The 25,059-nt window shown below is 52.9% G+C and carries 22 protein-coding genes and 1 tRNA gene; 11 read left to right on the forward strand and 12 right to left on the reverse strand.

What is annotated here, in order from left to right:
- Positions 1-12 precede the first annotated feature (12 nt).
- From BM323_RS07790 to mrdA, 8 genes are all read left to right on the forward strand, one after another.
- On the forward strand, positions 13-174 hold the full coding sequence (locus BM323_RS07790) for a DUF1328 domain-containing protein (RefSeq protein ID WP_007893192.1): 162 nt from the start codon (positions 13-15) through the stop codon (positions 172-174).
- 179 nt (positions 175-353) lie between these two features.
- Positions 354-1,406, forward strand: coding sequence for a patatin-like phospholipase family protein (locus BM323_RS07795; protein ID WP_008103294.1), 1,053 nt, complete (start codon positions 354-356; stop codon positions 1,404-1,406).
- Complete coding sequence (locus BM323_RS07800; RefSeq protein WP_008103291.1) at positions 1,403-2,182, forward strand: metal-dependent hydrolase; 780 nt, start codon at positions 1,403-1,405, stop codon at positions 2,180-2,182. The genes BM323_RS07795 and BM323_RS07800 overlap by 4 nt, the downstream gene beginning before the upstream one ends.
- A gap of 292 nt (positions 2,183-2,474) precedes the next feature.
- Positions 2,475-3,254 (forward strand): deoxyribose-phosphate aldolase, encoded by a 780-nt coding sequence (gene deoC / locus BM323_RS07805; protein ID WP_008103289.1) that lies wholly within the window; start codon positions 2,475-2,477, stop codon positions 3,252-3,254.
- Positions 3,255-3,316: 62 nt separating this feature from the next.
- The gene (gene deoA / locus BM323_RS07810) at positions 3,317-4,639 is read left to right on the forward strand and encodes a thymidine phosphorylase (RefSeq protein ID WP_008103287.1); all 1,323 of its coding nucleotides are present in this window, start codon (positions 3,317-3,319) and stop codon (positions 4,637-4,639) included.
- Positions 4,640-4,733: 94 nt separating this feature from the next.
- The gene (gene deoB, locus BM323_RS07815) at positions 4,734-5,957 is read left to right on the forward strand and encodes a phosphopentomutase (RefSeq protein WP_008103285.1); all 1,224 of its coding nucleotides are present in this window, start codon (positions 4,734-4,736) and stop codon (positions 5,955-5,957) included.
- A 33-nt stretch (positions 5,958-5,990) separates the two neighbouring features.
- Positions 5,991-6,704, forward strand: coding sequence for a purine-nucleoside phosphorylase (gene deoD, locus BM323_RS07820; protein ID WP_008103284.1), 714 nt, complete (start codon positions 5,991-5,993; stop codon positions 6,702-6,704).
- A 188-nt stretch (positions 6,705-6,892) separates the two neighbouring features.
- On the forward strand, positions 6,893-8,767 hold the full coding sequence (gene mrdA / locus BM323_RS07825; RefSeq protein ID WP_008103282.1) for a penicillin-binding protein 2: 1,875 nt from the start codon (positions 6,893-6,895) through the stop codon (positions 8,765-8,767).
- On the opposite strand, the gene BM323_RS07830 is transcribed toward mrdA, so the two are convergent.
- The 5 genes from BM323_RS07830 to BM323_RS24695 form a co-directional block, all read right to left on the reverse strand.
- Positions 8,768-9,478, reverse strand: a complete 711-nt coding sequence (locus tag BM323_RS07830) for a GGDEF domain-containing protein (protein ID WP_085982347.1) — start codon at positions 9,476-9,478, stop codon at positions 8,768-8,770.
- Entirely contained in the window at positions 9,475-9,861 is a 387-nt protein-coding gene (locus tag BM323_RS07835; RefSeq protein ID WP_008103278.1) for a DUF1987 domain-containing protein, read from the reverse strand. The genes BM323_RS07830 and BM323_RS07835 overlap by 4 nt, the downstream gene beginning before the upstream one ends.
- 7 nt (positions 9,862-9,868) lie before the next feature.
- Positions 9,869-10,420, reverse strand: coding sequence for a SiaB family protein kinase (locus BM323_RS07840; protein ID WP_008103276.1), 552 nt, complete (start codon positions 10,418-10,420; stop codon positions 9,869-9,871).
- A 9-nt stretch (positions 10,421-10,429) separates the two neighbouring features.
- Positions 10,430-11,653 carry a SpoIIE family protein phosphatase gene (locus BM323_RS07845; protein ID WP_008103274.1) on the reverse strand — a complete coding sequence of 408 codons (1,224 nt, stop codon included), beginning with the start codon at positions 11,651-11,653 and terminating at the stop codon, positions 10,430-10,432.
- Positions 11,654-12,106: 453 nt separating this feature from the next.
- Positions 12,107-13,429, reverse strand: coding sequence for a methyl-accepting chemotaxis protein (locus tag BM323_RS24695; protein ID WP_008103272.1), 1,323 nt, complete (start codon positions 13,427-13,429; stop codon positions 12,107-12,109).
- Between the two features lie 195 nt (positions 13,430-13,624).
- Here BM323_RS24695 and BM323_RS07855 point away from each other — a divergent pair.
- Positions 13,625-13,700: transfer RNA gene (locus tag BM323_RS07855), tRNA-Phe, on the forward strand.
- A gap of 308 nt (positions 13,701-14,008) precedes the next feature.
- On the opposite strand, the gene BM323_RS07860 is transcribed toward BM323_RS07855, so the two are convergent.
- Genes BM323_RS07860 through BM323_RS07875 form a run of 4 tightly spaced genes read right to left on the reverse strand, consistent with a single transcriptional unit; the run spans position 14,009 to position 19,195 of the window.
- On the reverse strand, positions 14,009-15,412 hold the full coding sequence (locus BM323_RS07860) for an MFS transporter (protein ID WP_091003505.1): 1,404 nt from the start codon (positions 15,410-15,412) through the stop codon (positions 14,009-14,011).
- 31 nt (positions 15,413-15,443) lie between these two features.
- Positions 15,444-16,676: a c-type cytochrome gene (locus tag BM323_RS07865; protein ID WP_091003508.1), complete on the reverse strand. Its 1,233-nt coding sequence runs from the start codon at positions 16,674-16,676 to the stop codon at positions 15,444-15,446.
- On the reverse strand, positions 16,676-18,451 hold the full coding sequence (locus tag BM323_RS07870; RefSeq protein WP_091003511.1) for a GMC family oxidoreductase: 1,776 nt from the start codon (positions 18,449-18,451) through the stop codon (positions 16,676-16,678). Before BM323_RS07870 ends, BM323_RS07865 begins: the two co-directional genes overlap by 1 nt.
- On the reverse strand, positions 18,452-19,195 hold the full coding sequence (locus tag BM323_RS07875) for a gluconate 2-dehydrogenase subunit 3 family protein (protein ID WP_091003515.1): 744 nt from the start codon (positions 19,193-19,195) through the stop codon (positions 18,452-18,454).
- A gap of 390 nt (positions 19,196-19,585) precedes the next feature.
- On the opposite strand from BM323_RS07875, the gene BM323_RS07880 reads away from it, so the two are divergent.
- The gene (locus BM323_RS07880; protein WP_091003674.1) at positions 19,586-20,473 is read left to right on the forward strand and encodes a GntR family transcriptional regulator; all 888 of its coding nucleotides are present in this window, start codon (positions 19,586-19,588) and stop codon (positions 20,471-20,473) included.
- A 38-nt stretch (positions 20,474-20,511) separates the two neighbouring features.
- Here the strand turns inward: BM323_RS07880 and BM323_RS07885 are convergent, their stop codons facing one another.
- The gene (locus tag BM323_RS07885; protein ID WP_007886567.1) at positions 20,512-21,849 is read right to left on the reverse strand and encodes a CitMHS family transporter; all 1,338 of its coding nucleotides are present in this window, start codon (positions 21,847-21,849) and stop codon (positions 20,512-20,514) included.
- Positions 21,850-21,931: 82 nt separating this feature from the next.
- On the reverse strand, positions 21,932-22,675 hold the full coding sequence (phbB, locus tag BM323_RS07890; protein WP_007886565.1) for an acetoacetyl-CoA reductase: 744 nt from the start codon (positions 22,673-22,675) through the stop codon (positions 21,932-21,934).
- Positions 22,676-22,990: 315 nt separating this feature from the next.
- Between phbB and BM323_RS07895 the strand changes: the two genes are divergently transcribed.
- Positions 22,991-24,097, forward strand: coding sequence for a lactonase family protein (locus tag BM323_RS07895; protein ID WP_091003518.1), 1,107 nt, complete (start codon positions 22,991-22,993; stop codon positions 24,095-24,097).
- A gap of 1 nt (position 24,098) precedes the next feature.
- Here BM323_RS07895 and BM323_RS07900 read toward each other — a convergent pair whose 3' ends face one another.
- Entirely contained in the window at positions 24,099-25,052 is a 954-nt protein-coding gene (locus BM323_RS07900; protein ID WP_091003521.1) for a LysR family transcriptional regulator, read from the reverse strand.
- Between the last annotated feature and the right edge of the window lie 7 nt (positions 25,053-25,059).

Raw genomic sequence — 25,059 nt, forward strand, 5'->3', positions numbered from 1 at the left:
AAGGAGAGGCTTATGTTTCGTTGGGGTATTATCTTTCTGGTCATCGCTCTGATTGCTGCAGCATTAGGTTTCGGCGGTCTGGCGGGTACGGCAGCATGGGCAGCTAAAATTGTCTTCATTGTCGGTATTATTCTGTTCCTCGTGAGCCTGTTTACCGGGCGCAAACGACCCTGACTACTTGCGTCTCAATAGACGCTAACCCGCGAGTCACCTAAAGCGGAGACCGGTCATTTGCGGCATACTACGAAGCCGCAACGATTGCAGAAGCAATTGGTCAGGGAACGACAATGACTGGTTCTCCGGGATGCTGCTTCGGCGACTCCCTCAGAGCAAGCAACACTGAGGGACATCCATTGGGAACACGTATTCCGTTGACGTTAGGTTCACTTGAACCGCTAGCTTTAACCCCTTTCAAATCCAGTAAAATCGCCTTGGTGTGCGAAGGCGGCGGCCAGCGCGGCATCTTTACCGCAGGCGTGCTGGATGAGTTTCAACGCGCAGGTTTCAATCCCTTTCAACTGTTACTCGGCACCTCGGCCGGGGCACAAAATCTGTCGGCGTTTGTCTGTGGCCAGCCTGGCTACGCGCGACGCGTGATCTCCCGTTACACCACCAGCAAACTGTTTTTTGATCCGCTACGATTCGTGCGCGGCGGACATCTTATCGATCTCGATTGGCTGATCGACATCACCAAACAGGAATTCCCGCTGGCGCTCAATACCGCCGAAGGGCTGTTTGCCAAAGGCAGCGAGTTTTATATGTGCGCCTGCCGCAGCGATGATTACCGCGCCGAGTACTTCAATCCGATTAGCTCCAACTGGCATGACATCCTAAAAGCGTCCAGCGCGATTCCAGGCTTTTACCGCAGCGGCGTGCAAATGGACGGCGTGAGTTATCTGGATGGCGGCATCAGCGATGCAATCCCGGTACGCGAAGCCGCACGCCGCGGCGCGGATACCATTGTCGTGATCCGCACCGTGCCGTCGCAGGTTTCATACACGCCGAAGTGGTTTAAACGCATGGAGCGCTTCTTGTCTGACAGCGCCTTGCAGCCGATGATCAACATCCTGCATCAGCATGAAGAGAGCTATCGCGAGATTCAGCAGTTCATCGAGCAACCGCCGGATAACCTGCGCATCATCGAAATCTGTCCGCCGAAACCGTTGGCGAGCATGGCGCTTGGCAGCCGCTTATCATCGCTGAATCAGGATTACCATTTAGGCCGCCGCAGCGGGCGCTATTTCCTCGCCACGCTCGGTCAATGGCTGAGTGATGCCGAGCCGCTGATACGGCAAACCACGGTTACGCCGCCAGCCGCTGTGGCGAATTCACCCGACAACCGCCCACTGATTACGCCCGCGCTGGCGGAAAACGATGCGGATTATGATAAAGGCTCGCTGGCATGAAGTTTATCGATACGCACTGCCACTTCGATTTCCCGCCGTTCGTTGACGATGCAGACGCCAGCATTGCGCGCGCTGCGCAGGCGGGCGTGGAACGCATCATTGTACCGAGCGTGGACGCCAGCCGTTTCGCGCGGGTGACGCAACTGGCGCAGCAGCATCCGGCGCTGTATGCCGCGCTCGGCCTGCATCCAATCAATATCGCTGAGCATCAGGAAGATGCGCATCTTGATGAGTTAGAGCGCTGGCTGAAAAAGCCGGATAGCAAGCGGGTGGCGATCGGCGAGATCGGTCTCGATCTCTATATGGACGATGCGCAATTTGCCAAACAGACGCGGCTGCTCGATAAGCAACTCAAGCTGGCGAAGCAGTACGATCTGCCTGTGATCCTCCACTCGCGTCGCACCCACGATCAGCTGGCGCTGCACTTACGTCGTCACGATCTGCCGCGCCGTGGCGTGGTACATGGTTTTGCTGGCAGCCAGCAGCAGGCAGAGCGCTTTATTCAGCTCGGCTATGCGATTGGCGTGGGTGGCACCATCACCTATGAACGCGCCAGTAAAACCCGCAACACCATCGCCAGCCTGCCGCTCAGTGCGTTATTACTGGAAACCGACGCGCCCGATATGCCGTTGCAAGGTTTTCAGGGCCAGCCCAATCGTCCTGAGCGGGCGCGCAACGTGTTTGACGTGTTGTGCCAGTTACGCAGTGAATCTCCCGAAGTGATTGCCGACGCGCTGTGGCATAACAGCCAGCAGCTGTTCACCTTGCCTGCCTGATTCTCCCCCCGACAGATTCTGCATTTACGCTGCCTTACGCCTGATTAGCTACATTGATAAAGCTGAGAGTACACTTTCGCGCCCATTTTTGTGATAATAATAACAACGGCCATCGCGGCGCATTTCGGCCTGACTGGTGGTTATTTGTGATTCACATCACTAAATAACTGTATTTAAATGACAGGTTTTCTTTTTCGTGTGACACGAAGCGCAATTCATCGTCACGGTAGTTGTTAGAATTGTCACATTCCCCGGTGGATTGTGCCCGCCGATCTGAATTTTGGAGAGCATCATGACCGACCTGAAAGCAGCAGCACAGCGCGCATTGCAACTGATGGATTTAACCACCCTGAACGAAGATGACACCGACGAGAAAGTGATCGCGCTGTGTCGTCAGGCGAAATCCCCAGCCGGTAATACCGCTGCCATCTGCATCTATCCGCGTTTCATCCCGGCGGCACGTAAAGCGCTGCGCGAGCAGGGCACGCCGGAAATCCGCATCGCCACCGTCACCAACTTCCCGCACGGCAACGATGACGTTGAGATCGCGCTGGCTGAAACCCGCGCGGCCATCGCCTACGGCGCTGACGAAGTGGACGTGGTGTTCCCGTATCGTGCGCTGATTGCTGGCAACCGTGACATCGGTTTCGAGCTGGTGAAAGCCTGTAAAGAAGCCTGCGCACAGGCAAACGTGCTGCTGAAAGTGATCATCGAAAGCGGCGAGCTGAAAGACGAAGCGCTGATTCGTGCCGCTTCGGAAATCGCTATTGATGCGGGCGCCGACTTCATCAAAACCTCCACCGGTAAAGTGCCGGTCAACGCGACGCCAGAAGTGGCGGCGATCATGATGCAAGTAATCCGCGATAAAGGCGTGAAGCAGCAGGTTGGTTTCAAACCGGCGGGCGGCGTGCGCACTGCGGAAGACGCGGCGCTGTATCTGAAGCTGGCGGACGATCTGCTGGGTGAAGGCTGGGCGGATGCGCGTCATTTCCGCTTTGGCGCTTCCAGCCTGCTGGCAAGCCTGCTGAATACGCTGGGCCACGAAACCGCGACCAGCAAAGCGGGTTATTAAGTTCATATCGATGTTCGTAGGGTCGCCATTTATGGCGACCTCTCTATTCCGGGGAGGCAACCGTGTTCCTGCCACAAGAAATTATTCGTAAAAAACGCGACGGCCAGGCGCTGAGTGAAGCGGAGATCCGCTTCTTTATCAACGGCGTGCGCGACAACAGCGTTTCAGAAGGTCAAATTGCCGCGCTGGCGATGACCATTTATTTCCATGATATGACGCTCGACGAGCGCGTGGCGTTGACCATGGCGATGCGCGACTCCGGCACGGTGCTGAACTGGAAATCGCTCAATCTCAACGGCCCGATTGTTGATAAGCACTCCACCGGCGGCGTTGGCGATGTCACTTCGCTGATGCTCGGCCCGATGGTGGCGGCATGCGGCGGTTATGTGCCGATGATCTCCGGGCGCGGCCTCGGCCATACCGGCGGCACGCTGGATAAACTGGAAGCGATTCCGGGCTTCGATATCTTCCCGAGCGACGATCGTTTCCGCCAGATTATTAAAGACGTCGGCATCGCGATTATTGGCCAGACCAATTCGCTGGCACCGGCCGACAAACGTTTCTACGCCACGCGTGATATCACCGCCACCGTGGATTCGATCCCGCTGATCACTGCGTCGATCCTCGCCAAAAAGCTGGCGGAAGGACTGGACGCGCTGGTGATGGATGTCAAAGTGGGTTCCGGCGCCTTTATGCCGACCTTCGAAGCCTCAGAAAATCTGGCGCAGGCGATTGTTGGCGTAGCGAACGGCGCAGGCTGCAAAACTACTGCTCTTCTCACCGACATGAATCAGGTGCTGGCTTCTACTGCGGGTAACGCGCTGGAAGTGCGTGAAGCGGTGCAGTTCCTGACCGGCGAAGCGCGCAATCCGCGCCTGCTGGAAGTGACGATGGCGCTGTGCTCGGAAATGCTGATCTCCGGCAAACTGGCTGAAAACGACGCCGATGCACGCAAAAAGCTGCAGCAGGTGCTGGATAACGGTAAAGCCGCTGACGTGTTTGCCCGCATGGTGGCGGCGCAAAATGGCCCGGTCGATTTCATCGAGCGCATGGACAGCTATTTGCCAGCGCCAACGCTAAGCAAAGCGGTGTACGCCGATGGCGCCGGTATCGTCAGCGCAATGGATACGCGTGCGCTCGGCATGGCAGTGGTTGCGCTTGGCGGTGGCCGTCAGCGCGCCAGCGACAGCATTGATTACAGCGTGGGCCTGAGCGACATGACCACGCTCGGCGCGCAAGTTGATGCGCAGCGTCCGCTGGCGATTATCCACGCCGCGTCTGAAGCGCAGTGGCAACAGGCCGCCGCCGCCGTTAAAGCGGCCATCACGCTGAGCGATACTGCGCCAGCGATCACGCCAGTAGTTTATCGTCGCGTCAGCGAATAACTGGCGCTTCTTCGTGCCAGGCAGCGGCCGTTCGGGTATACTGATCTGATCGCTTTTTTTTGACTTGTCATCGCGCATTGCGCAGGAGACTTGCATGAAACGTGCTTTTATTATGGTTCTCGACTCCTTTGGGATCGGCTCCAGTAAAGACGCCGATAAATTCGGTGATGAAGGATCGGACACGCTCGGCCATATCGCCGAAGCTTGTTTCGAAGGCCGCGCCAATGAAGGCCGCGAAGGCCCGCTGCACTTACCCAACCTGACCAAACTGGGCCTCGGCAAAGCGGCTGAGCTCTCCACCGGTCGTTTCCCGCCAGGCCTCGATCCCAACGCGGAAATCATCGGTGCGTACGCTTACGCCAGCGAATTGTCGTCCGGTAAAGATACGCCGTCGGGCCACTGGGAAATCGCCGGCGTGCCGGTGCTGTTTGATTGGGGCTACTTCAGCGACAAAGAGAACAGCTTCCCGCAAGAGCTACTGGATATTCTGGTGAAACGTGCCGATCTGCCGGGATATCTCGGTAATTGTCACTCATCGGGCACGGTGATCCTCGACCAGCTCGGCGAAGAGCACATGAAATCCGGCAAGCCGATTTTCTACACCTCGGCGGATTCGGTGTTCCAGATTGCCTGCCACGAAGAGACCTTTGGCCTCGACCGCCTGTACGAGCTGTGCGAAATCGCCCGTGAAGAGCTGACCAATGGCGGCTACAACATCGGCCGCGTAATTGCGCGTCCGTTCGTCGGCGACAAAGCGGGCAACTTCGAGCGCACCGGCAACCGTCACGATCTGGCAGTGGAACCGCCTGCGCCGACCATGCTGAAAAAGCTGGTCGATGAGAAGGGCGGTGAAGTGATTTCGGTGGGTAAAATCGCCGACATCTACGCCGAGCAGGGCATCACGCAGAAAGTTAAAGCCACCGGCTTAGACGCGCTGTTCAACGCCACCATCGAGCAGATGAAGAAAGCGCCAGATACCTCGATTGTGTTCACTAACTTCGTTGATTTTGACTCAACGTGGGGACATCGTCGCGATATCGCCGGTTATGCGGGCGGGTTGGAGTTCTTCGATCGTCGCTTGCCAGAGCTGATGGAGTTGGTGAAAGAGGGTGACATTCTGATCCTCACCGCCGATCACGGCTGCGATCCAAGCTGGAAAGGTACTGAACACACGCGTGAGCACATCCCAATTCTGATCTACGGCCCGAATGTGAAGCCAGGATCGTTGGGATATCGCGATACCTTCGCTGATATCGGCCAGACCATCGCAAAATATTTCGGCCTGTCCAGCATGGACTACGGCAAGAGCATGCTGTAAAACAGCGCCCCAAATTTAATAAGGAAAATAACCATGGCAACGCCTCATATTAATGCAGAAATGGGTGATTTCGCGGACGTCGTACTGATGCCGGGCGATCCGCTGCGCGCTAAGCACATCGCTGAAACCTTCCTTGAAGATGTGGTGGAAGTGAACAACGTGCGCGGCATGCTGGGTTACACCGGGACTTATAAAGGCCGCAAGATTTCGGTGATGGGTCACGGCATGGGCATTCCATCTTGCTCGATCTACACCAAAGAGCTGATCACCGATTTCGGCGTGAAGAAGATCATCCGTGTCGGTTCTTGCGGCGCGGTGCGCGCAGACGTGAAACTGCGCGACGTGGTGATTGGTATGGGTGCCTGCACCGATTCCAAAGTGAACCGCATGCGCTTCAAGGACCACGACTTCGCCGCAATTGCGGACTTCGACATGGTGCGTAACGCGGTTGATGCTGCAAAAGCGCTGGGCGTTGATGCGCGCGTGGGTAACATCTTCTCGGCCGATCTGTTCTATACGCCAGATCCGCAGATGTTCGACGTGATGGAGAAGTACGGCATTCTCGGCGTGGAAATGGAAGCGGCGGGTATTTACGGCGTGGCAGCAGAGTTTGGTGCCAAAGCGCTGACCATCTGTACCGTGTCGGATCACATCCGCACCCACGAGCAGACCACCGCGGCTGAGCGTCAGACCACCTTCAACGATATGATTAAGATCGCGCTGGAGTCAGTGCTGCTGGGCGATTAATCACTGCGTTAAACCAGGTCGGCATAAATGCCGCCCCTACATTCGTCGTAGGGGCGCCATTAATGGCGACCTGGCTTCCCCCCGTAAACATCTGACACACTTTTACCCAGGCTTGTGCATCTTCGTGCTGGCTCTAAAGCAATCTCTGCTTATCATTAGCGTGATAACAAAGAGACTAAGCCCACCTGATGAATTTCCGTAATTTCGAAGCAGAAGAAAAGCTGTTTGCCCGCCGTGCGATTGTCGCTTTTGCCCTGGTTGTCATCTGCTTTACCATTTTAGGCATCAACCTGTATCGCTTGCAGGTCGATCAGCATAGCTATTACCAGACGCGTTCCAACGAGAACGACATCAAAATGATCCCCATCGCGCCCACGCGCGGACTGATCTTTGATCGCAACGGCATTCCGCTGGTGCGCAACGTCAGCTGGTACGACATTCACATCACGCCGTACAAAATCGACAACATGCAGGAAACGCTGAAGGAGCTGACGCCGATTGTCGATCTCACACCGGAAGAGATTGAAACCTTCGAGCACGAGCTCAAACAGAACAGCCGCTACAAACCGGTTGAACTGAAAGCGGAACTGACTGACGAAGAGGTGGCGCGCTTCGCCGTCAATCAATTCCGCTTTACCGGCGTTACCGTCGATACCTATCAGGACCGCGAATATCCTTACGGCGCCGACCTGGCGCACGTGCTCGGCTACGTCTCGAAAATCAACGATAACGACTACAAACGCCTGAATGCAGAAGGCGTTGGCGAGAACTACGCGGCGGACCACAACATCGGTAAGCAGGGCATTGAAGGCTATTACGAATCGCTGCTGCACGGCAAAACCGGCTATCAGGAAGTGGAAGTGGATAACCACGGCCGCATCGTGCGCGTGCTGAAAGAAGTGCCGCCGGTGGCCGGTCAGAACATCACGCTAACGCTCGATCTGCATTTGCAGCAGTATGTCGAGAGCCAACTGGCCGGGCAACGTGCGGCGGCGCTGATTGAAGATCCGCATGACGGCAGCGTGCTGGCGATGGTTTCCGCGCCGAGCTACGATCCCAACCCGTTCGTCAAAGGCATCAGCTACAAAGCCTATAAAACCCTGCTGCAGGATAAAGACCTGCCGCTGATCAACCGCGTCACCCAAGGCTTGTATCCGCCGGCGTCCACAGTAAAACCTTATATGGCGATGTCGGCGCTGCTGACCAAAGTTATCACGCCGAGTTTCACGATATTTGGCGCGCCCACCTGGACGCTGCCGGGCACCGATCGTAAATATCGCGACTGGAAAAAAACCGGTCACGGCATGCTGGACGTGACGAAAGCCATCGAAGAGTCGGCGGATAGCTTCTTCTATCAGGTGGCGTTCATGATGGGCATCGACCGCATCCACACCATGCTGAGCCAGTTTGGTTACGGCAAATCCACCGGTATCGATCTCAACGAAGAGTACGCCGGATTATTGCCAAGCCGTGAATGGAAGCAAAAAGTGCACAAAAAGATGTGGTATCAGGGCGATACCGTGTCGGTTGGGATTGGGCAAGGTTATTGGGTGGCGACGCCGATTCAGATGGTGAAAGCGCTGGTGGCGCTGTTGAATAATGGCCGCGTCATTAATCCGCATCTGCTGGAGAAATCGCAGCGCGGCACGGTGGTGCAGCCGTATCAGGCAAAATTGCCGCAGCCGCAGATTGGCGATGCCAAATCGCCGTACTGGTCGCTGGTGCGCCACGCCATGTTCGGCATGGCGAATGCGCCAAACGGCACCGGCTACAAATACTTCCACACCGCGCCGTACGGCATTGCGGCGAAATCGGGTACTTCGCAGGTATTCAGCCTGAAAAAGAATCAGGTCTATAACGCCAAAATGACGCCAATGCGCCTGCGAGACCACATCTTCTACACCGCGTTTGCGCCGTTTAACGATCCCAAAGTAGCGGTGGCGTTGATTCTGGAAAACGGCGGCAACGAAGGCGTCACGGCAGCGCCGCTGATGCGTAATATTCTCGACCACATCTTTGTGCCGGAAACAACACCGCCGCCGGTAGCAACGGCGGCACAGTAATCAGCGGAAGAACACCCGATTGCGGCCATGATTTTTGGCGTCGTACAGCGCCACATCGGCGTTGTTATACAGCGTCTCAAAATCAGATCCCGGCTTGCCGTAGCTGACGCCAAGGCTGGCGGTCACCAACTGGCCGGGCAACACCGCCAGCGGTGAAGCATTCAGCGAGGCGTGAATCGCGCCCGCCACAATCACCGCATCAGATAAGCGATAGTGCGGCAGCAGCACGGTAAACTCTTCGCCACCAATGCGGCCAATGCTGGCTTCTGCCGGGCAGTGCGCCTGAATGCGCGACACCAGCGCGCAAATCACCTTATCGCCCATCGGATGACCGAACTCGTCGTTAATGCGTTTGAAGTGGTCGATATCCAGAATGATCAGCGCCGCTGCGCCGTTACTCAGCGTCTGGCTGATGCGCTGGATAATCGCCCCGCGATTCCACACCGCCGTTAGCGGATCGTGGCTGGCTTTGTACTCCAGCTCCTGCGCCAGCTGATGCAGCTGTTCGTTGACGCGATTGAGCTCACGCTCGGCGCGGTCGCTGCGCGAGATCATGCGATAGGTTTCACGCATCAGACGCTGATAATGGCGATTCACCATCAGCAGCGCATCGCGATAATCCTCAGCGCTGAGCGTGGTTTGAGCCGCCACATCCTGCGAGCGATTAAGCACATCGCTCTCTTCGCGGAACAGCTCGTTGAGGTCCATCACGATGCCATTTCCGCCTGCAGATTCACCTGCAGATCGGTAAAGTCCAGCGCCAGCTCCTGACCAAACTCTTCTGAGACATCATCTTCGGCGTCGAAGAACCAGTTGAGCGCCACGGTTTGCCCGCTCTGCGCACGCTGGTTAAATAGGTCAAACAGGCTGAACAGCATTTTAGTGCTGGAGCTGTTGAAGTAGCGCAGCGCGATATTCACTTCAACGTCGCCGCCCGGCTGCGGCTGCCAGTTCTCTAAGGCGTCCAGCAGCGGACGGTAAAACGCCGCCGCGTTCTCCGGCCAGGATTCACCGCGCAGGGCAAACTGGCCGGCGGCAAAATCAAAACTCACTTCGGGCGTGCTCTCTGTGGCAGCAATAACAAGGTTTTGCATCAATCGATCAATCCTGGTGAATGGTGGCTTTCAGCCAAAACGTGGCGTAACCGTTGGAGGCCAACGGACGCAGTTCATACTCCAGCGGTTCGCTGACGTCGCGCGCCAGCGTTAATAATCCAATGTTGGCCCCTTTGCTGGTGGCGGGGCTCTCGGCACGCAATCCCACGCGATACGCCTGTTTAATCTCTTCGTTGCTCATGGTGCGTAGCAGGTCGAGCCAGTAGCGCAGCTGCTCGCAGGCGACTTCATCCACCTGATTGCTGCTCTCCAGCACGTAGTTGTCGCCTTCAACGTGCAGCGTCACCGTGCCGAAGCGAAAATCCTGCTCGGCGTGGCTGGTGCTGCGGCTGTCTTGTGAATAGCGCAGGATGTTTTGCACGATCTCGACAAAGCTGGAGAACAAGCGACGCCGCACTTTGACCGGCGCCTGCTGATTCTCAAGAAACACTTTGATCACTTCGCCCATCGCAGTGATGTTCTGCGGCGAAAAGAGGCCGGTGTAGTGCAGCGCCACGCTTTCGGGTGGGACGCGGCTGAGGTTCGAAGCTGGTGTCATAACGTGACTCTAATAGCGGAAGCCAAACCAGGTGACGTCATCGCGTCGCGGCTGGTTGCCTTGCCAACGAAGAAATTCCTGCTCGAATGCCGTGGAAAGCGCCGACATCGGCAGCGTTTGATAATGATTCAGCAGCGTCTGAATGCGCTTTTTGCCAAACATAATGTGACGTTCACCGCCGGGCTGATCGGTGACGCCATCGGTCATCACCAGCAGCATGTCGCCGGGATTGAGCGTACGTTGCTGCTGCGGCCAGACGTAATCCTGCGGCGTATCGGTATAGCCAACGCCAACGCGGTCGGCCTTCAGCGATTCCGCCTCGCCGCCAGCGCTATGCAGCAGCGCGTGCATGCGCGCGCTCGACCATGAAAGCTGATGATTTTCGCTATCGAGGCGCAGCGCGATGGCATCGCAGCCGTCGTTCGACAGCGAGGTTTGCTGCGAAGCATTGAGCTGGCCAAGGGTTTGCTTGATATGGCGATTGAGCGATTGCAGCACGTCGGACGGCGCGCGCCGATTCTGCTGCAGCGCATTTTCCAGTGCCGATTGCAGGATCACCGTCATAAACGCGCCGGGAATGCCGTGGCCGGTGCAGTCGGCAATCAGCGCCAGCCAGCCGTGTTGATCCTGATGGAAGGCGTAATAGTCGCCGCCGACGCCATCGCGCGGCTGCCAGTGCAGGCACCAATCGCTGAGCTGCTGCGCCATCTGCTGCTTTGAGCGATCGAGCATTGCGTCCTGAATCACGCGCGCGTAATCGATGCTCTGCAAAATTTGCTGATGCTGTTGATGCTGCAAATCTGACACAGTACGAATCAGATCGATGCCCAGCCCGATGCCGATGTAGCGCCCTTGCTCGGTGAGGATAAAGCCGTCGGTCACCGATTTATCGCCGGTCGCCACCACTTGCTGCGCTACCTGATCGAGCTCGGTATCGGCATCGATCACCAGCGGCTCTTTATCCATAAAGGCGATGCAGCTTTTACGATCGTAGAGTTCGCGGAAAAACGGGCGCGACATTTGCGACAGGAAGATATGGCGGTTGATCATGCCAAACGGCGTACCGTTTTCGATCACTGGCAAACCAATCAGATCTTTGTGCTCGGTAAACAACGCCATCACCGCCGTGTTGTCCATCGCGGGACTGACAAACGGCACGGCAATGCACAGCGAACGCGCACGAGAACGACTCGACAAGGAGGCAAGGCCTGCGCGTAAATCAGGCAGCTGCATAGAGGAATCTGACGTTGATTAGGAATTATCTTAGATTACTGTGCGGCTGTGACACTTTTATGATCCGTAGGGTCGCCATTCATGGCGTAGTGCCGCTCAGTTAAGCACCGAGCGACTTTCGTTCGCCCTACGCTGAGGCAGTTGCAGTAACTTCGTGCGGCGACCGAGCAGAGGGCGTCTGGCCACGCCCTCTGCACTCCCGGGCCTTGCGCCAGCCCAACCCGCCGCTTCGCGGTACCTTCACTCAATCACGATTCCTGACGGACCGGTGTCGATTCGCTCCTGCTCAGCGCCACCTCTCGCCGCATCCTTGCGGCTCGCCCTGGAATCCCTCATTCGCTCAGCGGTTTGGGATGTCGCCTCAACACCGTCGCTGCAGCAGTCGTGCGTATTCTTAACTCAACATCGCTATAAATCCCGTAGGGTCGCCATTCATGGCGACCTGGCTAGAAATCACTCTTCCTTCAGCGCCGCCGTAACGTGCCCAATCGCGCGCACCACTTCGCTGGAACTGCCGCGAATATCCGCCATCATGCCGCCGGCTTCCTTCGCCAGCACCACGCCTTGATCGGCACGTTTCAGGTTGGATGCGATACCTTTCAGCGCCTTCTCCGCCAGCGTATGGTTCTGCTGCACCATGTTCTCAATCTCGGTGGTGGCGCGGTTAATGTTGGCCGCCAGCGTGCGCACTTCATTGGCGACCACGGCAAAACTACGCCCATGCTGACCGGCGCGCGCCGCTTCCACCGCCGCGTTAAGCGCCAGCAGGTTGGTTTGATCGGCAATCCGACGGATGCTCTCGACAATCGCGCCGATGCGGTCTGAAGATTCGCTCAGATCATTGATATCGCCGGAAATGCCATGCAGCTCGCCGGCCAAATCATTCATGGTCTGCACGCTATTCTCAATCACCGTGGCACCAAGACGCGTGCTTTCGCTGGTTTGCAGCGCGGTTTGATACGCCTGCTGCGCCGCTTCGCGTTCTTGCTGATTCTTCTCCACCTGCGCGGTGACATCGGTGGCGAACTTCACCACTTTGTACAGCTCGCCGGTTTCGTTAAACACCGGGTTGTAAGTGGCGCGCAGCCATACCGTTTGGCCGCGTTTATTCACGCGCTGGAACTGGCCAGAGATAAATTCGCCCTGATTCAGCTTGTGCCAGAAACGGCGATACTCGTCGCTATTGCGCATCTCCGGAGGACAAAACTGGCTGTGATGCACGCCGATTACTTCTGACGCGCTGTATCCCATGGTTTTCAGGAAGTTGTCGTTGGTCATCAACACTTCGCCCTTGAGATTGAAGGCAATCACCGCCATTGAACGCTCAATCGCGGTGGTCATGGCGCGCTGCTCTTGGGCGTCCATGATGCGCGCGGTGATATCGCTCGCCAGTTTGACGATTTTGATCACCCGACCGCTGCGATCCTGCACCGGCACGTAATTGGCTTCCAGCCAAATAGGGCGGCTGTTTTTCGCCACGCGCAGGAATTTGTCGCTGAAGCCTTCACCGCGATTCAGGCGTCGCCAGAAGTCGCGGTATTGTGGCGAGTTGAGCAAATCTGCGGTGCAGAACATGCTGTGATGCTGGCCGACGATCTCTTTGAGCGTATAACCCATGCGCTCAAGAAACAGCTCATTAGCGGTGAGGATTTTTCCTTCTGGAGTAAATTCAACCATAGCGATAGCGTCTTGCAGCGAACTGAGCGTTGCCATGCTATTACTGCGCTTTTGCCACGCAAGACGTGACAAGATTCCTGATGCAATTGTGCTGAACATGGAGCGAACCTTATTATTGGTATAGGATGTCAGCTCGGTTATCGGCACAAGCGATTAAAAATTCACCTATAACAGCGATAGGTGAATATTTTTTTACCTGTTGGTCTGGAGGTTGCTTTAAAAGGCATCAGTCAGCTGATTTTTGCCGAAAAGCGTTTGACGGTGCCGCGCGAGTAGGGTTTAATGCGCCCCGTTGCCCGGATAGCTCAGTCGGTAGAGCAGGGGATTGAAAATCCCCGTGTCCGTGGTTCGATTCCGCGTCCGGGCACCATACATCGAAGCACACTGGTTAGAAGTGAGATCTCTAACGGGTGTCTAAACGAAGATGGTGTTCAAAGCAACGATGGCTGCATGTGTAGATGCAACATCCAAGATTGAACATAAAAATCTTCAAGAAAGGGTATCAGTTAGCGCTGATGCCCTTTTCTCGTTGGCGTAAATAATTGCAATCATTATGACATCTGTCAACCAAACCTCAGGTTTTGTCAAACTTCGGTGATTGCTGTTTCGCTTCTGCTCGAATGAGCAATGAATACGTGTTTTTTTGCAATGGCCATTCAACTCCCTCTCCGTTCTCAATTAATTAAGCACCTGCTCACCTGCGTTTCTCTCAAGCCGATAGACATCAATCATGGAAAATATCACCAGGAGTGATACCCCGATAAAAGCCAACTTAACATCCGCTTGCAGTGGTGAGTGATGGTGATTCCACAGCATCGACATTCGCAGCGCCAGTGCTGAGATAGCTATGCCTGCGCTCATTGCGAACTGGAAGAAAATACTAAAAATTACGGATGCATCACTCATCTTTTCCTGAGGTATATCCGCGAAGCCAAGACTGTTATAACAACTGAACTGGAGGGAGCGCGTAAGTCCCCCGACAAATAATATTAAAGCAATAGTGAAATAGCCCATGCTTGGATCCAACATCGCGCAACTCAAAATAGCGAATAGGCTTATAACCCCATTCCCTAACAGTAAGCGTCTAAAGCCCCAACGTTTCATTAGCCAGGTAGTCGCAGGCTTCATGGCAAGATTCCCCGCAAAGACCCATAGCACCATTGAGCCTGCCTCTACCGCGCTCCAGCCAAAACTGATCTGAAACAACAAGGGTAACAAAAACGGAATGGCATTAATGGATGCCCGGAAGAATGAACCGCCTATTACTGCGCTTCTGAATGTGGTAATCGTCATGACATTAAAAGGCAATAGCGGATGTCTATGGTTCAGGCTGTGACGGAAAGTAAGTAGACCAAATAAGATGCCGCCAGCTATCAACATAAAGCCGCTTTCAACTTTGCTGTGACCAAGAAACTCCAATCCAACGATCAGCATCACGCACGCCGCTGCCGTGTAAATAAAGCCCTTCACGTCAAAGTGACGCTTGATAACATCTTTGGTTTGCGGCACGAGGAAAAATGTCGCGACGAGGGCGATAAGACCTAAAGGGATATTCAGCCAGAATATCCATGACCAATGGCTGTAAGTCACGATTAGGCCACCAAACGGCGGTCCCAGCACAGGAGCAATCAATCCAGGCCATGATATAAACGCGATGGTTTTCACCATGTCTTTTTTGGCCGTCATCCTGAGTACCACCATTCGACCAACCGGTACCATTAGCGCGCCACCAACACCTTGCAGCACCCGGCTTAAAGTGAACATCGCTAAATCGTTACTCAGACCACACATTATTGAAGCAAGCGTAAATAGCAGAATCGCACCAGCGAAAACGTATCGGGCACCAATGCGACCAGCCAGCCAACCACTGATGGGGATAAAGATGGCCACGGCGAGAAGATAGGCGCTAATGCCGATATTCAGTTCAACCGGGCTAACGCTAAAATCTTTGGCCATTTGGGGGATCGCGGTTGCAATAACCGTGGCGTCGAGATTCTCCATAAAAAATGTGACAGCCACCAATAACGCCAGCCAGACGCCATTACCAGAAGTTGGGTTGCCGCTATGGCAGCTGTGATTCATTACGGTGAGTTCCTTTCAGTCTCTCAAATTATTACGGATTGGCCTGAGCCTCTTGACGCGCTTTAGTCACCACGCTGGATGACACTGGCGGAGCGGCATTTCCCCAACTGTTGCGGACGAATGTCATTACTGCAGCCGCATCTTTGTCACTTAAACGCCAGGCAAATGCAGGCATTGCTGGGCCTGTAGGTGCCGCATCGGTTGAGACAGCTTTCGCGCCGCGTAAAATAACGCGCGTCAATGTGGCAGGATCATCGGCCAGAACAGAACCGCTGCCCTTTAGTGAAGGGAACATTTTTGCTACACCTTCACCATTTGCCATGTGACACGCTGAGCAGTTGACGGCGTATACCTGCTGGCCAAGCTTCATCGCTTCATCATCTGGACTCACCGGCTTAGGCGGTTTGATATCGGCTTTTTGACTGAGCAAATAGATGGCTATCGCACGTAAATCATCGCTTTGCATATGCTGCGTTGAATTAGTTATTACTTCGGCCATAGGACCTGACGCTGCTGCAAACTGGTTCCTGCCGGTTCTGAGATATTCGACGATGTCTTCAGCCTTCCAGTTGCCGAGGCCCTGATATTTATCGCCTGTGATGGTCGGCGCAACCCATCCCTGAAGGGTGTAACCTCGGAGATGTCCATCACTGGTATCTCCACCCAGGAAGTTCTTGCTGTTATGGCATGTCGAGCAGTGCGCCAGACCTTCAGCTAGGTACGCTCCACGATTCCATTCCGCACTCTGAGTTGGGTCCGGTTTAAACTCTCCTTTCTTGAAGAAAAGCAAGTTCCAGCCCATCAGGCTTTCCCGAATATTGAACGGGAATGGCAGCTGATTTGACTCAACCTTGTTGTGCACCGGTTCTAAAGTATTGAGATACGCTCTGATTGCCAGCAGGTCGGGCTTTGAAACTTTGGTGTAGGCCGTGTAAGGAAACGCACCGTAAAGATATTCACCGTTATGCCCAATCCCTTCCTGCATCGCACGCAGGAACTGGTCATCTGTCCAGGCGCCAATGCCGGTTTCACGATCTGGCGTTAGATTAGGTGCAATGAGATTGCCAAATGGAGTTTCAATCGCCTTTCCCCCTGACATCGGTTTAGCCCCTTCTGGCGTATGACACGCCGTACAATCGCCAACCGTGGCGAGATAGCGCCCCTTTTCAATGTCTGGGAAGAAGGTATTGGCCGCATAGCTGACGTTCATCCCACTCAAAACAGCAAGTAGAGTGGCAGTTATTATCGGTTTAACGGTTTTCATTATGCCTGCACCAATGGACCGGGTTGCTTGAGATACTGTTTGACGATGGCATCTGCGGCCCAATAGGCCAGTGCGCCAACGGTTGCGGTTGGGTTATATCCCGCGTTTTGCGGAAATGCTGACCCACCAATGACAAACAAATTGGGCACATCCCAGGATTGCAGGTATTTATTCACGACGCTGTCTTTGGGCGACTCTCCCATAATCGCTCCGCCCGTATTATGCGTACTTTGGAAAGGAACGATATTGTAAGGCCCTTGTGGCACGTGCATAACGGTCTGGCTGGCACCCATGGCTTTCGCGACATCCAGCGCCTTATTGGTAACGTAAGCAGACATCTTCAAGTCATTTTCTGGGAAGTCGAACGTCAGGCGCATCATGTTACGGCCATGACGGTCTTTATAAGTAGGATCGAGATCGAGGTAGTTTGACCGCGTGGGGTAAGAACTTCCCTGCGTCCTGACCACCGTAGTACTCAGGTAGTGTTGTTTGGTCGCTTTTTTCCATTCACGGCCCCATTTGGGCGTACCTGGCGGCGTCATACGATTGGTAATTGGCCATCCACTGGTGACATTCGACATGATGCAAGCGCCACCAAAAAAGCCCAATCCCTTATGGTCAAAGTTGTCACCGTTGTATTCATCGACACCCTGACCAACACCACCACCAGAAATAAACGGATTGAAGTTTTTATCTTCAAAAAATAGCTGAATACTGGAGTTGGTTTGGTAGGCGTAATTTTTACCAATCAGCCCTTTACCGGTTTTTGGATCGTAAGGTTCGCCAATCCCAGAGGCAAACAGCAAGCGTACATTTGGTATGGTAAACGCGGTCAGAATCACCAGGTCAGCTGGCTGCTCGTAGCGTTGCCCACTGGCATCAATATAAACCACGCCAGTGGCAACTTTTCCGCTTTCATCCATCACAACATGCAGAACTTCAGATTGAACCTGAGCCGTAAAGTTGGAGTAACGCATAAGCGCAGGGATGATATTGGTTTGCGGGGTTGATTTGGAGTAATTGGCACATCCGCAACGCGAGCAGTATCCACAGTAAGTGCAAGGTGCCATCGTTACACCATAGGTATTGGTGTAAACACCCGACGCATTCGCGCTTGGCGTCGGGAAAGGCTTCATACCTATTTTTCTGGCTGACTCAGCAAACAGCTTTGCCGCAAAGGTCATCTTCATTGGCGGTAAAGGAAAATCTTCTGAGCGATTACCTTCAAAAGGATTCCCACCTTCCTGAACCTGTCCGTTTATGACGCCGCCTTTACCACCAATGCCAGCCATGCGCTCAAATTTGGTGTAATAAGGTTCCAATTCGTCATAGGTAATACCCCAATCCTTAATCAAAAGGTCATCTGGAATCGCCTTTTCACCATAACGCCGGGTTAAATGAGATCGTAATTCAAAGTCAGTCGGGTTGTAGCGCCAGGTCAAACCGCTCCAGTGCGCTCCCGAGCCACCTAGACCTGTCCCCAGCAAGAAGGAGCCATATTCTCTTATGGGGAGCGCAGTCTGGTGAGACGCATTGCGGAAGGTATAAGTATCTTCTGCAGCGGTGATCATCAGCTCTTGCTGCACTACATAACGCAGTTCGTCCTGTACGTATCCAACGTTGAAGTCATCAGCGGTATCACGCCAGGGACCACGTTCAAACGCAATGACATCCAGTCCTGTTTTGGCAAGTTCGATTGCCATGATCGAACCCGCCCAGCCAAGACCTACAATGGCAATATCTTTTTTAGGGAGCTTTTTGATTTCAGTATTCATTTAGGACTCGGGCGTGTAACCGTAGATGCTAACGGGAGGATGTGGATAGGTTTCGTTATGGCGTTCAATCCAATCGAGGTAGTCGTATTTCGCGCCGGGATAACCAATCATTTTCCATCCCACCATATTGCGGTTGCCGCCATAGACGGGATCGGCAAAAAAGCCTTCCATGGTGCGTGCCAACAAGGTTTTGAAGAAATCTTTGCTGCTGACTTCGCCCAGCAGCACGATCTTTCCAGCCTCAAGCAAATGAAGAGCAGCCTCACGTGCATCTTCAGTTAGCTCGTTGAATGCTTTTTTATATTCTTTAATGCAAAAGTTATTGAATGCTGTCAGACCGCGGCGAAACTCCTCAGCGGGCGTTAGAGGCGATTGCCTGCCTTGAGATGCAAGAGGTGATGCACCATAAGGTCCATTCATATAAAGACGAGAACCCTGACCAAATCGCCCTGCCATTTGGCGGTCAATAAACAGCGTACATCCCGCCTCTTTACCGCTTGGACTCAGCTCATCGGCTGGGATCAGCGTTTCGACCAACGCATCTACAATTACCCTCTCTTTTGGCGTAAAAAACTCCCACTGTTGCGGGTCTATTTTAGGCGGCGGTGATGCCTCATCCGCTGTCCATGGTGTACCTGTACCACCGCTGATCGTTGCTGCTGTAGCTAGGGGGGAACTGAGTGCAATAAGCGATCCTGCGCCGAGGAAACGTCTTCTGCTCAGTCCTTTTTTTTGATCTGACATTGAATGAATCTCACATCTCAGTGATGAAGTAAAAATAAATGGCGAGGCTGGGATGTTTGCATTTTTGTTTACTCAAATGCAGATTAGTAGTTTTTTTATGTATGTAATTGTAAAAGTGGTTTAACAACGATTTAACGAATTTGAAGGGGTAGTAGGGAGCTTTAGCAGATGAAGGCGTGAAAATGAGAGGAATCATTTAATCATGCAGCTTTTGGCGGGTGGCCTTTAAGCCGCGTAGATTGATAAAATATAAAATGACCGAAAATCATCAATATAAACATGTGGTTAACCGAGCTTAAAACTGCATTTTATAATTGCATTTCATACAATTCAAATGCAATAATATTGTTAAATTTTGTACTTCTTCCTGCATTTTTTAGGGCTTTCTTCATGAAAATAAGCGCTCTTACGGAAAGGCTTTCGCAAAAAATAATCACGATGATCGACAGTGGCGGATTGTCGCCGGGTGCACACCTAAGTGTACCTAAGTTGGCAGAATCATTTGATGTTTCACGTTCCCCCGTGCGTGAGGCCCTGGTTTACCTTGAACACAAAGGCATTCTTCAGCAGCAGCATAACCGTGGTTTCTTTGTTAAGCAGGATTATGCGCCTCTGACTCAGAGCTCACATGAAAGTGAAGTGGATAACGATCTTCCTGAATACTATCAATTAGCGGAAGACTGGCTACAGGACAAAATCGAATCTGAAGTCAACGAACTTTATTTACTTAAGCGGTATAACCTTTCGAAGACTCAGCTCACGACCATTCTGGCGCGCGGTATCAGTGAGGGATGGGTTGAACGTAAACAGGGTTATGGCTGGCGTTTTCTGCCCGTTGCCAAGACCAAAGCCGCGCTTGAGCATATTTTCAGCTTCCGCATGGTTATTGAACCAATGGCAATTTTGGAATCCACCTTCAAAGCCCCACAGAGCAAAATTGATGAGATTAAGCGCGAGCTGGAGATGCTTCTAGAGAGTGGCATTCAGCGTTTATCGCCTACTCAGCTCCAGTTAGCGGGTTACCGCTTTCATGAGACTGTCATCAGTTTTTCAAACAACCCGTTTTTTGAGATATCACTGCGCAACGTCAACCGCATGCGCCGTTTGATGGATTACCGCATTATGGATGACCGCAGCCGCTACTACGCTGAAGTTAAAGATCATATGCACTTGCTGTCATTAATTGAGGCAGGGCAGCTGATCGAAGCATCATACATGATGAAGCAGCACCTCGCTGTCGCGCTAGATAACAAAAAACAACGTAGTATCGGAGTATAAAAAAATGGCCCAAATGGGCCATTTTTTCATCACCGCCTTTAACCGCCAGGCGAGTAGAGGGGATAAAGACCCAATAGCAAACCCGATGCCAGGAAGATCATGCAGAGCAGGAAAGCCCATTTGAATGTGTATTTCTGATGGTCGCTGAATTCAACTCCGGCTAATCCCACCAACAGATAGGTTGATGCCACTAACGGACTCAGTAAGTGGATTGGCTGCCCAACCAATGATGCACGACCAATTTCGACCGGATCAATGCCATACACTTTCGCTGCTTCTGCCAGAACCGGCAGTACACCATAATAGAAGGCATCATTCGACATAAAGAAGGTGCCAGGCAAGCTGATCAGTGCCGTAATCGGTGCCAGATAAGGGCCCCATGAATCGGGTAACACATCCAGCAGAGATGCCGACATTGCGGTGACCATTCCAGTACCCGAAAGGATACCGGCGAAAATACCCGCAGCCAGGAAGATAGATGTCTGGTTCAGCGCAGCAGGCGCATGCGCTGCAATACGCTGACGCTGGGCATCAATGTGCGGATAGTTGATCAGCAACGCCAGAGCAAATGCCACCATGAACAGCACCGACAGTGGCAGCAACTCCATCACCAGCGATCCCATCAGTAACAAGGTCAGACCCGCGTTAAGCCAGAACAGTTTTGGACGACGCAGCTCTTCATTGACTTCATTAATTGCCGGCAGATAGCTTTCTGCATCGTCTTCAGTGACTGATCCATAACCATTGGTATTGATACTTAGCTTGCCTAAACGACGGCGTTCACGAATACCGATATACCAAGACAGCACCAATACTCCGACAAAACCGCAAACCATAGTTGGAATCAGCGGAATAAACAGATCGCTGGATTCTACTTTCAAGGATGCCGCAACGCGAGCCAGTGGACCGCCCCATGGCAGTAAGTTAGTAATACTTCCGGAGAGGAAGACTACGCAAGTCAGCGCCAGTGGGTCCAGACGAATACGTTTAAACAATGGCAGCATTGCCGTTACGCAGATCATATAGGTCGTTGATCCATCACCATCAAGTGACACCATCGCCGCCAGAATCGCGCTGCACATAACTGCTTTAACCGGATCACCATTAATAATCCGTAAGAAGAAGCGAATAATCGGATCAAATAAACCGGTATCAAACATGGTGCTGAAGTAGAGAATGGCAAAAATAACCATGATGGCAGTCGGAGCGACTTTTTTAAGCCCCTCAATCATCATCTCGCCCATCTCTCCGCCGAATCCGGCAATCAGAGCAAATATTATTGGAATAATGATCAGTGCGACGAGTGCAGAAAGTTTTTTGGTCATGATTAGGATCATAAAGACCACAATCATGCCATATCCCAGAAGCGAGAGCATAAGAGCCTCCAACGCATATTATTGCTAATATGCGCGATAATTAATTTGACGGAAATTTTGAGCAGGACGTTCTGTTAATTTATTAGCCCATATGCAGGCCGCCGTTAACAGAGAAATCAGCACCCGTGGCAAATCCTGATTCGTCAGATGCCAGCCAGGAGCATATAGAGGCGATTTCCTGCGGAGAGCCCAGGCGACGCACTGGAATTTCCTGAACAATCTTATCAATAACCTGCACCGGCGTGACTGTTTTCAGTTTTGACGTAGCCAGATAGCCCGGCGATACCGTGTTAACTGTAACTCCGCGTGCCGAAACTTCACGTGCCAAGGCGCGAGTAAAACCCCGCACGGCAGATTTTGCCGTAGAGTAGTTAACCTGACCTGTTTGACCAATTTGCGCGTTGACTGAAGAAATATTGATAATACGTCCCCACCCACGCGACATCATGCCATCCACAACTTGTTTAGTGACGTTGAATAGTGAGTTCATATTGGTGTTAATAACGGCCTGCCACTCCTGTGGCTGCATATCACGAAATAATACATTCCGTGCCGTACCGGCATTATTAACCAGCACGTCTATCTCACCAATTTCAGCTTTTATTTTGGCAAACGCTTTAACCGTTGATTCCCAATCAGCCACGTTTCCTTCTGACGCGATAAAATCAAATCCCATCTTTTTATTGTCATCAAGCCAGGCGGTTTTACGTTGAGAATTGGGGCCGCATCCTGCAATCACTTTAAAACCATCCTTCGCCAGTCGACGGCAAATAGCGGTTCCGAGGCTTCCCATCCCGGATGTAACATACGCAATACGTTGGGTCATAACCCTTCTCCCAGATGCATTTATGTAACAGTTTTCACGACTTGTTAACAGTAAGCTATCTGCGGTTTTTTTTAGCAATCGCGAGCCGTTGAAATTGTGACCACGATCGTCAATTTTCTGCATTTAAACTCACTCAAATGCAATAGCATCAAATTGCAGTGCAGTTTTAAGTAGCCTAAAAACACCGGCGCAAAACGTAAAAACCCCTACGTAGTTAGTTTCAAAGATTGATAACCACAAAAGCGTGATATCAGTCACAAGTCAACATATGCACTTGTGTTTAAATAAATGCATATTGGTATGACGGGGTTGTAAATGAATAAGTTTGCCTATGTGGGTTGCCGTACGTCCGAGTGGCGTGGCGCACGTGGAAAAGGAATTGAAGTATTTCGCATTGATGAGTCAGGGAACTGGCATCACGTACAACGTGTTACCTCTGTTCAGGAAAATCCGTCCTGGCTCACACTGGATGAAAAAAGAAATCGGCTGTACGTGCTGCATGGGGATGGCAATCAGGTAGCTATTTTTGCGCGTGATCCTGTCTCTGGCATGCTGACTTTGTTATCTGAACAAACAACGGGCCCACAGAATCCACATCCCGATCTTGATCCACTGCGGCGCAATAACCCGGTGCATGCTGCTCTCTCACCTGATGGCCGCCATCTGCTGATTGCTAACCATGAAGGCGGCAACGTAGCAGCATTAGCGTTCGCTGATGATGACGCGCTACTGCCTCCTCACCACCTGGCCATGGTGGAAGGCCATGCTGATGAGGATGGCGCTGCGGCCAGCTTGTCACGTCCGCATGAAATTATTTTTGCACCAGATAGCGATTACTACGCTCTGCCCATCCAGGGCAGACAGGCCGGAAAAGGCATTGATATGGTGCGTATTTATCACTGGCGAGATGGACAATCACTACTCAATGATGAAGTGCTGTTGCCGTCTGGGAGCTGGCCGCGTCATGTTGATTTCCATCCACAGGGGAAGTGGCTTTATGGCCTGAGTGAGCTCGGGAATACGATTACCGTTTACGATTTTGAACAAGAGACGGGAAACATTGCGCTCAAGCAAACGCTGAGCAGCCTACCGGAAGGATTTGAAACACGTAACGACGCCAGTGAAATCGAAGTGCATCCGTCTGGGCGCTTCTTATATGCCGCCAATCGTGGTCATAACAGTATTGCGGTTATGCGCATAAATTCTGATGATGGCTGCTTAAAGCCGGTGGGATGGGTGTTTTGCGGTGGTAAGACGCCGCGTTTTACAACGCTCTCTGCAGATGGGCTCTATTTTTACAGCGCTAATGAGGACTCTGATTCTATTCGCATTTTCAGCGTTGATAAGGACTCGGGTATGCTTAAAGACACAGGTAAAGAGGTATTCACTGCCAGCCCTACCTGCATTGTATTTTCCGATTAACTCAGCGCTTGAGGTCAGCATTGATGAGACTGGCCTCAAGCGACGACCCCTCTTCGGCACCCGTTGCAAGTTTCAATGGCGTGACATTTTCGATAAACGCTTTCACCGAGGGTGAAGATAGGGCATATCCCTTCACGCCAACATACAACTCACGTTTCGCCCATGGCTCGACGAGGGGAATACAGCGCACAGCATCATGATTAGCCACCTGAGCGATTTCATTAACTGGCAAGATGGCTATTCCCAACTGTTGCGCAACCAGTTCGGCCATAGAGACGAAACTGCTGACCCGTAAGCCTATATTCAGCGTTGTACCCAGCTTTCTCGCTTCACGCTCCAGAATGTGGCTCACTGCGCTTTCCCGATGTGGCCCAATCATTTTCTCATCGATGCAATCCACTAATTGCAAGGTCGCGCGCTCCGCCAACGGATGCCCTTGCCACACCAAAACGGACAACTGGTCTTGCTGCCATGGCCAGACCTCAATCCCGGAAGCAGGTGTCCAACTGGAAAAGAAACCGACATCCGCGTCCCCCTGCAGCAAGCCCTGCACGACGCCAATGCCGGTGTGTTCTTCAATATCGATATCTGTCTGCGGGTAATGAGCCAGGAACTGACTAATGGCACGCGGCAAATAATGCATCAACGCCGCAGAGATCGTAAAAATGCGAATGTGGCCGCGTACGCCAGCCACGTAATCACTGAGCTCCTCTTCCATTTGGTCGAGATTGCGGAACACCTGGCGCGCGTGAAACAGCAGCGAGTGCCCCGCAGGCGTCAACTCGATGCCGCGCGGCAAGCGTAGCATCAGTGGCGTGCCAATTTGCTGTTCCAGTTCTGTTATGCGCTTACTCACGGCTGAGACGGCCAGATGCTTACGGCGTGCGGCACGCGTAAGATTCTGCTCTTCAGCCACAGCGACAAACAGCGAAAGTGAGACCAGATCGTAGCGCATGAACTTC

This window comes from Pantoea sp. YR525 (assembly GCF_900116775.1).
Lineage (GTDB): Bacteria > Pseudomonadota > Gammaproteobacteria > Enterobacterales > Enterobacteriaceae > Pantoea > Pantoea symbiotica.